The organism is Wolbachia endosymbiont (group B) of Pilophorus perplexus (genome assembly GCF_964028155.1).
In the GTDB taxonomy this organism is placed as follows: domain Bacteria; phylum Pseudomonadota; class Alphaproteobacteria; order Rickettsiales; family Anaplasmataceae; genus Wolbachia.
Map to the genome: position 1 here is coordinate 328,975 of NZ_OZ034754.1, position 13,199 is coordinate 342,173.

Consider the following 13,199-nt stretch of genomic DNA (forward strand, 5'->3'; position numbering starts at 1 on the left):
AACATTAGATATTTTTGCACGGCCGTTAGCATTCCTTGTTGCTCTAGTATTTAGATGGTGGAGGGGAAGTTTGCAATTTAGAGTAAAAATGATGCCTATTAATTAGTGAGAGGGATTGTATGTATATTTGTTTGTTAGCTTATAGTATAGTGTCAGCACTAGGAATATTAGCTTGGTGGTTGAGTTTTGACACTTCATCACCTTTAGCCATAGGTGCAATTGCTGGTTCTATGGCTCTAGCATTGATTGCGGTTTTGCACGTAGGATGTTTGCTATATAAGTTTTGCAAAAGAGATCCTATTGAGGAAGATCATGGAAAAATAGCAATTTTTTTGGGTATGGCTATACCTATAAGTACTATGATTGGGGCAGTGCTTAATGCAAGTGTGATTGCTGTTCTTCCTAACCCAGTAGTAACAGTGATTATCTTAGTAAGTGCAATAACAGGGCTAATAGCAACAATTATGGGGGTTTATGTAGCCACATCTTTAGTGCATTGTGCAGATGAAGCAGCAATTACATTTGCAGCAAGTGCAACTTCGATTACAGATTCTACATTTGTTAGAATATCTCAGGAAGAAGAAGTGGATGAGCGTATTACCTCTCCTACAGTTGAAAAAGTTTCTTCTGTAAAAGAGACGATAATTTGAGCTAAGTTAGTTTGTAACACTGGAATCTGTAAAATTTGACATCAATCACTGATAGTTGGAATATTATAGATTAGGAATTACTCAAGAAGATGCATAAGTACGACGTAGTGGTAGTAGGTGGCGGTCATGCCGGGTGTGAAGCAGCTACAGCTGCAGCACGTCTTGGTGCAAGCACGCTACTTATAACTCACAAAATTTCAACTATAGGAGAGATGTCTTGTAATCCAGCAATTGGAGGAGTTGCAAAGGGTGTTGTAGTTAGAGAAGTAGACGCCCTTGATGGAATAATGGGGAGAGCTATCGACCGAGCAAGCATACACTCGGTCGTTTTAAATGGCAGCAGAGGCGCAGCAGTATGGGGCCCACGTGCACAAGCAGACCGAAAATTATACAAAAAAGCAATACAGGAAATTATTCTAAATTATAACAACTTGACAGTAAAAGAAGAGTCAGTTGACGATTTTCTTATCGAAAGTGATAGCAATGGAGAATCTTATATAAAAGCTGTAATAACAGACTCAGGTGAACGTATACTGACAAGCAGAGTTGTTTTGACTACAGGGACTTTTTTACGTGGTGTGATTCATATAGGAGAGCAAACAACTCCTTCTGGAAGAATAGGAGATAAACCTGCAATAGAGCTTGCAAACACGCTAAAGAAGTATGATTTTAAACTGGGCAGGTTACGTACCGGAACTCCACCGAGGCTTGATCGTGGCACTATAAACTGGTCGGTATTACAAGAACAAGTGGGTGACAATCCACCTACACCATTTTCTTATCTTACAGAGAAAATTAACCAGCCTCAGGTTTCATGTTTTATTACTCATACTAATGAACATACACACAGAGTAATTCGAGAGAATCTTCACAGATCAGCTTCTTCATATTTAGATAACGTTATTGCACCAAGATACTGCCCATCAATTGAAACTAAAGTTAAAAAATTTGCAGAAAAAAATAATCACCAAATATTTCTAGAACCAGAAGGGATTGATGATAACACTATATATCCAAATGGAATTTCAAATTCATTGCCCATCGAAGTGCAGTATGAAATGATAAAGAGTATAAAAGGGCTTGAAAATGCAGAAATATTAAGACCTGGATATGCAGTTGAATACGATTATATCGATCCACGAGAGCTATTTCATACTCTCGAAACTAAGAAAGTTAAAGGACTATATTTTGCTGGTCAAATTAATGGTACCACTGGATATGAAGAAGCAGCTGGGCAGGGAATTATTGCCGGAATCAATGCAGCACTCTCTTTATCTCAAAAAAGTTTTGTTCTTCATCGTACAGACTCATATATCGGTGTAATGATAGACGACTTGGTCACTAAGGGAATTACCGAGCCTTACAGATTATTTACCTCGCGTGCAGAATATAGACTGGCAATCAGGTCAGATAATGCAGATAGAAGATTGACACAAAAAGGTTATGACATCTCTCTTGTGTCGCATGAGAGATACTCTGTTTTGCAGGGTAAACTTAAATCCATTAAGCAACTTGAGGAGAAATTAGAGAGCCTAACAATTACTCCTGAGCAGCTCAGGTCCTATGGCATTAAAATATCTTATGATGGAATAAGAAAAACAGCATTAGATTTGCTCGGTTATCCAAATATTGACTGGAATAAATTACGAGAAATATGGCCAGAGTTAAACATGGGATCCAGTGTCAGCTACTTGCATAACGCCAAAGCACCTCTTCCTGTCATCCAAGTAGCTGACACTGGGATCCAGTACTTGAATGATGATGGAATGGATGCAGTTGACACTGAAAAAAATGTAGATTCCAGCGTCATGTGCTGGAATAACACTATAACTGATAGCATAGCCAAGAATGAAATATATGAAGCAGTTGCAATTGAAGCAAAATACAAGCCTTATTTAGTAAGACAAGAAGCAGATATGAAGTTTCTACAAGAGGAAGTTAATACTCAAATTCCAACTAATTTCAACTACTCACAGATTAAAGGCTTGTCAACTGAAGTGATAGAAAAGTTGCAGTCAATAAAGCCAGCAACAATTGGTATTGCGAAGCAAATACAAGGTATCACTCCAGCAGCGATAGTTAGCATATTAGTGTACCTTAGGAATAAGAAAACGAAAATAGCTGCTAATTCTGCGTAACATGTCAAAAATCGAAGAATTTCGCTCTTTTATGCACGAAATAAATGTTGATACATTTATGTTGAATACTAAAGACGAGTATTTAAATGAATATTCAAAAGAGTTAGCAGAGTTATGTGGCTTCACGGGAACAAATGGGCTACTTATCGTTACAAAGAGTAATAAGTGCCCATTTTTTACAGATGGACGCTATATCACACAAGCTCGCAGTCAGCTCGATCAGGGCAGTTTTCGAGTATATAATATACAAGAAGAGGATCCACACAAATGGGTAAAAGCAAACTTAACATTGACTACCTCACTGGGTTACTATCCGCAATATTTTACTATGAAGGACATAAGAAAATATGAAGGCATTTGTAAACTAGTACCATACTTAATTAAAAAAGATAGTAGTCATAAAGCACAAACAATAGTCTCACATGTATCTGGTGAGAGTGGTAAGGATAAATGTGAAAGAGTAGCTAAAAACATAGAGGCTGAAGCAGTGCTTCTGACTGATCCAAATTCAATTTCGTGGTTATTAAATTTAAGAAATGAAAGTTCTGAATATACTCCTTGTATATTGGGTCGTGCTATATTGTATAAAAATGCCAATGTTGATTTATTTATTCAAGATAAAGAACATTCAACTATAGAAGCAAATTTTGATAACCATATAAATGTTTTTGATATTAGTGAGCTAGAAAATTCACTACATAAGTTAAATTTGGTGGTGATAGATCCAAGCACGACTCCAATGAGCATTATGAATGCAATAGATCCCTTGTATAACCATTATTTAAATGAAAAATCAGCTTCGGTGTCATTCCAGTGCTTGACCAGAAATAAAAAAGCATGGATCCCAGTGTCAAGAACTGGGATGACAATAAGTAATGAAAGAGGTCTAATAGAAAATAAGCAGATAATTGAGAAGGAGGATCCTTGTTTGATTCACAAAGCAGTAAAAAATCAAACTGAAATAACTGGAGCTATAAGTGCGCACATCAAAGATGGAGTAGCAGTTATAAATTTTCTATATTGGCTTGAAAACAATATTGACAGTGAAATTACTGAGCTTGAAGCTGAAGAAAAAGTTTTAGAATACAGAAAAGAGCAGAATTTGTTTAAGCAACCGAGTTTTCCAACAATTTCAGCATTCAACGAGAATGGAGCAATCATTCATTACCGTGCAAGCAATAAGACAAATAAAGTCATTCAAGAAGATGGGCTGTATTTAATTGACTCTGGTGGTCAGTACCTTGATGGCACAACCGATGTTACAAGAACTATAGCAATTGGTAGTCCAACCAATGAGCAACGAGCTCACTACACAATAGTATTAAAAGCTCACATTGCGATAGCAAGTGCGGTCTTTCCTTCTGGCACTACTGGTGGAGAATTGGACATATTAGCGCGTATACATTTATGGAAATTTGGAATGGATTACATGCACGGTACAGGACATGGAGTAGGAAGTTACCTTTCGGTACACGAAGGACCGCAAACAATATCAAGAGGAAATAAAGTGGAACTCATTCCAGGCATGATACTTTCTAACGAGCCTGGTTATTATATTCCAGGAAAGTATGGAATAAGAATTGAGAATCTGATGTATATTGAAAGGCGAGAAAACGTCTTTTTAAGCTTTAAACAATTGACCTCTGTTCCTTATGATAAAAAGCTAATAGATATACAAATGCTTACTGAAGATGAAGTTAAATGGATAAATAGCTATCACCAATTTGTTTATAAAAATATAGAAAATGGCATAAAAGATAAGGAATGGTTAAAGAGAGTATGTGAACCTTTAAAATAGTTAATTTGTCATTTAATCAAGTATTAATATAGTTGTTCTTGTATTGTTTTTAATTAAAAACAATATATAATATTAGTTTCAAATAGGTGTAATTATGACAGATAAAGTGCAAGATGATGAATTTATGAAGCAGTACATGGATACTTGCAAAGAGCAAATAGAAAAATTGGCAAGCGACCCTAATTTGCTTCAACAGACCTTAAAGCCATTCATGCAAATGTCTCAGCAACTTATGGCTGGCGGTATGCTAGAAGGAAATATGCCTAGCATGATACCTGATATGGGTGGTATGGATATCAACAAGATGATTGCTCAGATGAAGGAAATGTATGATTACATAAAGAGTAATCACAAAGAGCTCATGAGAAAAGATGCTTCACAAATTCAAGAGCTTGATGATTCCAGCAGAAGATTGAGAGGCTTGGTCAAGAAATTGATAGAGAAAGTTGAAGCTAAGTAGTATTTATTCATATCAAAGAGCTATAGCAGTAGTGAGGTCTTGTTCCTCAAATTTAGTATTACCATAGAGTTAAATATAAACATAAAGGGATGAAGAGATGATTGAACTTAAAAGCCAAGAAATTTGCCCAAATGGAAATAAGAAAAATTTGATTATTTTTTTTCATGGTTGGGGCTCAAGTGGCGATAATTTCGTGCATCTTGCTAAAGTTATGAGCAAGTTTTTGCCTGATTCATGTTTTGTGGTACCGAATGCTCCGTTTGAGAGGGAAATAGGTGATGGTTATCAGTGGTTTAGTTTAGAGGATCGTAGTGAAGAAGCACTATATAATGGGGTGAAAAATGCTGCATCAATTGTAAATCATTTTATTGATACAAAATTAAAGGAGCTTAATTTAAAAGATACTCAGCTTTCTTTAGTTGGATTTTCTCAAGGGGCAATGCTTGCAATACATGTGGCTCTTACCCGGCTTCAGTCTTGTGCATCGGTTGTTGCATATTCTGGTAGGTTTCTTTCACCTTCAAAAATTGCACCGGAGATCAAATCAAAACCCAGCATATGTGTTATTCATGGTGAAGCTGATGATGTGGTACCTTTTTCTTCCCTTGATTTAGCGGTTAAAGCTCTGAAAGAAAATGGAGTAAACGCTCAAGGATACCCAATTCATGGATTAGGCCATATTATTAATGAAGAAGGAATAAGGTTAGGGGTTGAGTTTATCAAGAAAAATTTTGGAAATTAATTTCCATGCACTTGTTTTGCTTTGGTTACGGATATGTAGCTAAATTTCTATCGAAAAAATTGCTAAATTTAGGCTGGAAAGTTAACGGTACATCAAGAAATAAAGATATACAACTTTTTGATTATGAAAAGGTTGATCAAGATCTGCTTAAAAGCGTAACACATGTTTTAGTTTCTATTCCTCCAGACGGCGATGATGTTATGGAGAGATACGGTCATTGTCTGGAGAATATTAAATGGCTTGGTTATCTGTCTGCAACTAATGTTTATGGTGACCACTGTGGTAATTGGGTGAATGAGGAATCTGAAACAAAGCCTATAGAAATTAGAGGAGAAAAGCGCCTTGAGTCTGAAAAGAAGTGGCTAAGTAGCAAATTGCCTGTACATATTTTTCGTTTGGCTGGGATATATGGTCCTGGTAGAAATGCGCTAATTGACCTGCAGCTTGGCAAAGCAAGAAATGTGAAAAAAATTTTTTCTCGTGTTCATGTTGAAGATATATCGAATATTTTATTTTCTTCCATGCAAAATATAAAGCCTTATGAGATATACAATTGTGCAGATGATTTACCTGCTACGCAATCTGAAGTGGTCACGTATGCAGCCGAGCTTCTCAATATTAGCCCTCCAGAGCCAGTTGAGATTTCTTCCGTACCAAATTACGCACGGGGTTTTTATTTAGGGTCAAAAAAAGTAAGCAATACTAAAATTAAAAAAGACCTTGGTGTCTCTCTAGTTTATCCTGATTACAAGGTGGGTTTAAAGAGTTTGTATATATTAGAATAGAGAAAATAGATTGCCAGATGCAAAAAATTTTTCTTGAATGTTCCTTGTTTTGATGTAGTACCACTAGGCATACTATTATATAGAGGTAAATATGTTCAGCACTCAATCGCTCCCGGTTGAAAATATTCTATTACATCAAGCCGCTTATAATGGTAACATAAATGAAGTTAGGTTATTACTTAATGTAAAAACTGATATCAATATCAAGGATAAAAAAGGATTTACAGCCTTGCATTTTGCTGTTTATTCAGGACATTTAGACGTAGTAAAGTTACTAATCAGTAAAGAAGCTAATATTCATGCAAGAACTACTAAAGGCAGTACAGTTTTACACTTTGCTGTTGTAGCTAAAAGCAAAGCTATAGTAGAGGAGTTAATTAAAGCGGGAGCTGATCCCAATATAAAAGACTGTACTGATGGTAAGACACCTTTACATATTGCTGCTCAAAATGGACTTGTAGAAGTTGTAAAGGTGTTACTTAATACTCAAGAAATTGAGATTGATGCTAAAGACAATGAATTTGGTATAACAGCTCTGTACTTAGCCTCTCAGAACGGACATACTGAAATAGTTGAACTATTAATTAGCACAAAAAATGCTGATGTTAACATAGTAGATAAAAAAAATAATGTCACACCCTTGTATCTAGCTGCTCAGAATGGGCATGAAGCAGTAGTCAAGTTGCTTCTTGATAATGGTGCTAAGGTCAATGGCTGTAATGTCGATAGAGATCCTTTAAGTGTAGCTATCAAGAATGGCCATAAGAAAATAGTTGAGTTATTACTTAGTATAGAAGGAATAAATGTCAATATTGGCGATAAGATTGGCAATACACCTCTACATATAGCAGCTATAACAGGCCGCAAAGAAATAGCAAGATTACTATTAGCAAAAGGAGCTGATGCTAATATTAAAAACTATTCAGGAGATACTCCTTTACAAATAGCTGAGATAATTGAAAACTCTACAGTTTTTATGCTTGAAAAGGATACAAATTCAGTACTTCTTGTGAAAAAAGGAGTTAAGGAGCTTTTGTCACAACATGTGAAGAACAACAAACCTAGCTCATCAGTAGATAAAATTGACGTATCTGTTCAGCAGAGTAGCAAAATAAGATAGATGAGAAAACTAGTTTGTGACATTGGCGTCCAGTTAAATTTACATGGATTCCAGTGTCAGCTACTCGAATGACATTATGGAAGCTGTGATGACAAGGAAGGAAGCACTAGAAAGAAATGGTGTCACGCACTGGGATGACATTATGGGAACTGAGATACAAGAAAAGAAACACTGGTTTGACATGCATCTGTCTCAGTGATGTAAATTCGACTTTACCCCATTTGCAACCATCAGGGTTCTTTGACTATAGACCTAACAATTCTTTTCTAATTTCTTCTTTAATTGTATCAATAATCTTTTTATCAAGTTTATTTATTAAGGAATCATCAATACCTGTGATGTCATCTGGATTTTGTATCATTTTTTCAATAGCATCATCTATTTTTTTTACTCTTTTTTCATTAATTTCCTCAAATATAGGTTTAATGTTTGCGTAACCAGGAGCGCCCTTGCTATAACTTTTGCTGCTTTCGTTGATACAACCACCAGCACCATATGTTTTATTCACGTAGTTTTTACTACATTTTGTTACATCTTTATACCCAATCTCACCATTTTCTATATATGCTATTTTATTATCTTTACTAGAGTTTAGCTTGTCCCCTTTCTTAATTTCTTCTTTTAATTTTAAACTTTGTTCATGAATTATTGTATCTTTGTAATTCTTTCCCCCATAGGTTCTGTATGTACCTCCGCCTGCAACAGTAATTAAATCTTTACAAATTGTTTCTGAAGAGTCTCTGCACATTTTTATTAAAGTTGGTCCCCCATCCTTGTTAGATTCATCATCTTCTTGTCCACCACCTCCTTCTGTCACTTTTACTTTAATATATGGATAACTAGGGTTGACTCTCAGTTTAGCTTTAATGTAATCACCTGGCATTCCTAGTCTACTTACAGTAGACTGAGCTTTATCAGCTATATGACCAGCTTCACCACCTCCCCATGCTTCTATTTCAACGTAATCATACATTGACAGATCATCTGTATAGCCATCTCCAAGCTCATAAAGTTTTTGATCCCTGTCTTCAATAATCTTCTTCTTATGTTTCAATTGTGCTATTATTATTTCACGCAATCTCTTTTTTAAACCATCTAAATCGAATCTGCATAATTTATCAGCAAAAAAGACTTCTGTTCTATTTTCTTTAATCGGTTGATTTTTTAATTGTGTGCACTTTTGTATTTCACCTTTCTCGTTTTTTACTGTTTTACCATCCTTATCCTTGCAATCCACTTCCTCATATCTTAAGTAAAATAGTTTATCATTCTTATCTACATACTGTGTTGAGCGACTACATACTCCATCAAAGCAGAGGCAACCATCATCACCGTGATTACAGTTTTTTTCTTCATACTTTCCATCTGTTAACTCATATACTATTTTGCATTTGTCACAATTTTGTTTTGTATCTACCTCTTTATCCTCTTTTGCCATGCAGTTATCTCTAGACTTATTTTCAGCAGGAATGGAAATATATCCTTTTTTATTAAATATTATTTCATTCAGTGCATCTTGTGGCTTTGCTAAAACATCAACTAATTCAATAATTCCCCCTTTTTTGCAAGGAAAATAATAAGATTGATTTGATTCTTTCGAGTAAACAGTATTGTGTTTAGCATAGCTTGCTCTCATTGACTTCAGTGATATTAGCTCACTTCCTTTTTCAAGAACGAATTCCTCCGGTTCTGGCTGCCAACCAGAAAGGCATAGCATTTTACTTTTAGGATTTTCTTTATATTTTATTTCTACTTTTGGATATCCTGAGCCATCTAGTTTGCACTTACCATTCTGAAGCTCTTTACATTCTGCTTCGATATCGGGAACATACCCATATTTTTCTAGAACTTCAAATTGCGAATTATTTTTTAATATACCTTCTATTACGCTATCGATGTCGCTTTTACTGTTACTGCTATCAGTTGTTTTTGCCACTATTGCTGGCTTTACTACTTTTAAAGGTAGATGGCCAACATATGTAGGAGAATTTTTATTAACATAAAAAGTACAGATGCCATTACTGTGAGTTCCACGTGCGTCATAAGTACAAACGTTCTCACTCATCTTCATTTTTACTTTTAGCGTATTTTCGCCTTTACCCTCATTAGGCTTTGGTATGCTCACTTCTTCAATCTTTGGAGCAGGTGGCGCTGGGAAGCAGCGAGCAGGAAATTGTAATTTTCTTTCGGACTCTTCTTCCTCAGTACCATAGTATTCAGCGCAGAGCTGACCTTTTTTTCTATAGGTTTTGAGATAATGGATAGTATCTTTAATAGTAAATGGATAAATTGGAGTATTCTCACTATTTGAAAAACCGCGCGGAAAAGGTAGCTCCCTTCTTTCTTTCAGCTCACCAATAATGACTCCAACTCTTGGATGGAAATAATCATTTTCTTCATTTGTTATAGGAACAATTCTAACTTGTGGAGGTGACATTGCAAGTTGTTCACAAAATGGAGGGGGGCCAGGTGCAAGTGGTACAGGAGCACATTTTATCTTTTGCTTTCCTTTATTCCATGATGAACAAGTATCACAAACGTTTTCCATATCCCCTGGACGGAAAATATTTTCTCCCTGAAGCACTCTTGAAAACCATGCAGAACTACCCATACAAGCGCCTTTTTGGCTACAAGCACATATTTTAGGAGACTTAGCAAACTTCGTTTTTTCTTCATCAGTAACATTGTCTGCCCATTCCCACTCAAGACTATCTGCTATTTTTGCATTAACAGATGTTTTATCTCCTTCCCAATCAATAAACACTGCTGCAGAGACTCCACCTCCTGTATCTTGTGTACCATATATCTGGCGGCAGGATGTTCCACTAGGTAATATATAACAATTATCTTTTCCTTCATAATCACAGACTTGAATCTTTGGATTAAAATAACCATCAATTCCTTGGTCTTTTACTTGTCTTACTGTAATATATTGGTATAGCTTTTCATCAACTTTAAAACTACCTTTAGTACCAAAAGTAAAAATTGCTAAAAAACCCTCCAAAGCTTTTTTGCCTCCAGCTTCAAGTGTAGTATTACTCTCTACAAGAGGCGGACAATCAGCATATCCTTGATAAGAAAGACAAAATATCAAGGAGAATATCAATAAAAAATTAAGCTTTACATTTTTCATAGAACGCCGGTAACCACTTACTCACTTTTTCGCCTTTTTCCTTTATTGCTTCATACATATACTTTATAGTCTCTTTATTAGCTGAAAGTACATGTATTTCTTTCATATTCTTCAAATCTAGATTTAAAGTTACTAAACCTTTGTATTGCTTTATCAAAAATAAACCTTCCTGTGTTGGTGTTTGCAAAATGACATTCAGTTCCTCTTTCGACAGAGAAAATGCTTTCATGTATAACCTGTTTGCATTTATGTTCGGCATCAGGATTCTCGTATCGACATGCTTATCTAAATATTGAGTAAACTTGCTAGCAAATGCTAGGTTTAAGTTTTCAGTACTTAGAATTACTACAACATTTAACTTTGTCATTCTTTGCATCCAGTCGTCAAACTCTCCCTCTGTAGGAAAAATATTACTTATCTCCCATGCTTCATCCAAAACAAGTATTGCAGGTGAGCCATCACATTTTGCTTCGAAAGAGTATAAGAAATAGTAAAGTATCACGGACATACATTCTTTTTGCTTAGTGAGATTTGCAGTATTGAGGGATATAGTTTTTGTTCCCCAGTCAATGTCTGACTCATCACCATCTTGGAATAAGTAAGCAAATTCACCTTCACCACACCATTTACTTATTTTGCCTCCAAGAAGTAAAAGCACTTCAGAAATTTGAGAAATAGATCGCGATTCTCTTGGTATAGCAAATATAGAATCTACAATTTTTTTTGTCTTTTCTTCTACGTCTACCAAACTTGCATCTGCAACCATCCTTTTGATCAATTCAACAAGCATATTGCGATTAGAAGCACTATCTTCAATGTTCAGTGGGTTAAATTTTAGACTTTTATCTTTATATTTTGGATCAATTATGTAATATTGGCCGCTTACTGCTTTAGTAAATATTATTGATTTTCCAGTATTATCCAATATAACAATCCTAGGGTTAAATTTTCTTGATTCCGAAAGTAAGAAATTGATCAGTGAGGTTCTACCTGAATTTGGAGCTCCAAGTATTGTGGTATGACCATTATTTTTCTTTCCATGAAAGTTAAAAAAGTAAGGACTGCCTTTTTTTGAAAAAAAAACTGTTACTGCTTCTTTCCATCTTCCTCCTTTTAACGTACCTGATGTAAAATCATGCAACATAGCAAAGCTGCAAGCATATTTTTCTAATATATTTTTTGGTTGTGTAACAAAAGCAAAGTTTCCAGGAAGCTGTGCCCAAAAATGATTTTCCATGTGCAGATCAGTTCTAAACATCATCAACCCGATTAACGACATTACAGAGGATAAATCGCTGATATTTTTAGCTAACCTATTCTTATCATCTGCAAAGATTGTAACAATAATTTTCTGTTGACAAAAATCCATAGCAGAAATTTTTTCAAGCTCTATTATTTCATTTATTCCTGAGTTTTGAAGTAAGGTATTGTCCTCACTGATTTGCAGTATATTAATTTGTTTTTTGAATTCTTTTACTGCTTTATTATTACTAGTAAATATTACTATTTCTGTGATGATAAGCTCAGAGTCAAGTTGCAAACACCTATCTATATTTTCTAAGGGGATTTCTCGATATTCCTTTATGCAAAAAATAGAACCAAACTTCTGTTGACCTTCAAACGATGTTTGAAATTTATTGAAACCAAAAGCTACTTTTAAATTTTTAACATGCTGCGATAGATCCCTTTCACATATTGGATAATCTTTGTGCGTTAATGTAATAATGTAATGGAGAAATTCCATCATTTGAGAATATATTTTGCCTTCACTAGACCTAAGGCCCAGTTTTTTAGCTCCAAAAGGTTCTAAATCTTTTTGAATCAGGTCAGTTATTTTTTGTAATTCTTGATGATTTTTTTGTAAAAATAACTTGTGCCTATTCTTTATCCTGCCAAAAAAAAATGCATTATTAATATGTTTGCCAAAATCACTAAGTAACACCACAATGTATAACTCATTTATATACTGTAGTTTACTATCAACTAGTTTATTAAACCACGTTGAGTGTAGCTGATCGGAAAAGTCTGCAGTTTTATTCCACTGTAAGCTCAGTTTATTGCGCTTACGGACAGTGTGAATCCAAACTGTAAAATATAAACTCTGGATATTTTTTGATATACTTTTTCTAATTTCAGTTCTAAGATCACCATAGTTATCAACTGAAGAATAGTCTTCTAACTTGATTATTTTTAACAATTCCCCCTGTTTTGTTAGTATAGTTTCTTCATCGTAGTGGCAAGCATAAGGGATAAAATCTAAATTAATACTTTCTAGTAACGCTAAATTGTTCTTTTTTTCAGAATTAGAGCTAGTGGCCGGTACTTTTGGTTGCATACAACATTATGTGTATTCAATAAAAAGATAATTAAAAA

The 13,199-nt window shown here is 34.9% G+C and carries 9 protein-coding genes; 7 read left to right on the forward strand and 2 right to left on the reverse strand.

Annotation, left to right across the window (positions count from 1 at the left end; genetic code table 11):
- Positions 1-119: 119 nt before the first annotated feature.
- From ABWU28_RS01875 to ABWU28_RS01905, 7 genes are all read left to right on the forward strand, one after another.
- Entirely contained in the window at positions 120-650 is a 531-nt protein-coding gene (locus tag ABWU28_RS01875; RefSeq protein WP_007302066.1) for a hypothetical protein, read from the forward strand.
- 89 nt (positions 651-739) lie between these two features.
- Positions 740-2,788, forward strand: coding sequence for a tRNA uridine-5-carboxymethylaminomethyl(34) synthesis enzyme MnmG (mnmG, locus tag ABWU28_RS01880; protein WP_007302065.1), 2,049 nt, complete (start codon positions 740-742; stop codon positions 2,786-2,788).
- A gap of 1 nt (position 2,789) precedes the next feature.
- Positions 2,790-4,586, forward strand: a complete 1,797-nt coding sequence (locus tag ABWU28_RS01885; protein WP_264376616.1) for an aminopeptidase P family protein — start codon at positions 2,790-2,792, stop codon at positions 4,584-4,586.
- A gap of 94 nt (positions 4,587-4,680) precedes the next feature.
- Positions 4,681-5,046, forward strand: coding sequence for a hypothetical protein (locus ABWU28_RS01890; protein WP_006014880.1), 366 nt, complete (start codon positions 4,681-4,683; stop codon positions 5,044-5,046).
- A gap of 97 nt (positions 5,047-5,143) precedes the next feature.
- On the forward strand, positions 5,144-5,788 hold the full coding sequence (locus ABWU28_RS01895; RefSeq protein ID WP_052264810.1) for an alpha/beta hydrolase: 645 nt from the start codon (positions 5,144-5,146) through the stop codon (positions 5,786-5,788).
- Between the two features lie 5 nt (positions 5,789-5,793).
- Entirely contained in the window at positions 5,794-6,573 is a 780-nt protein-coding gene (locus ABWU28_RS01900; RefSeq protein WP_007302062.1) for an SDR family oxidoreductase, read from the forward strand.
- A 91-nt stretch (positions 6,574-6,664) separates the two neighbouring features.
- Positions 6,665-7,693, forward strand: a complete 1,029-nt coding sequence (locus ABWU28_RS01905; protein ID WP_353275478.1) for an ankyrin repeat domain-containing protein — start codon at positions 6,665-6,667, stop codon at positions 7,691-7,693.
- Positions 7,694-7,937: 244 nt separating this feature from the next.
- On the opposite strand, the gene ABWU28_RS01910 is transcribed toward ABWU28_RS01905, so the two are convergent.
- On the reverse strand, positions 7,938-10,826 hold the full coding sequence (locus ABWU28_RS01910; protein ID WP_353275480.1) for a hypothetical protein: 2,889 nt from the start codon (positions 10,824-10,826) through the stop codon (positions 7,938-7,940).
- The gene (locus ABWU28_RS01915) at positions 10,807-13,161 is read right to left on the reverse strand and encodes a type VI secretion protein (RefSeq protein WP_353275482.1); all 2,355 of its coding nucleotides are present in this window, start codon (positions 13,159-13,161) and stop codon (positions 10,807-10,809) included. The genes ABWU28_RS01910 and ABWU28_RS01915 overlap by 20 nt, the downstream gene beginning before the upstream one ends.
- Positions 13,162-13,199 lie beyond the last annotated feature (38 nt).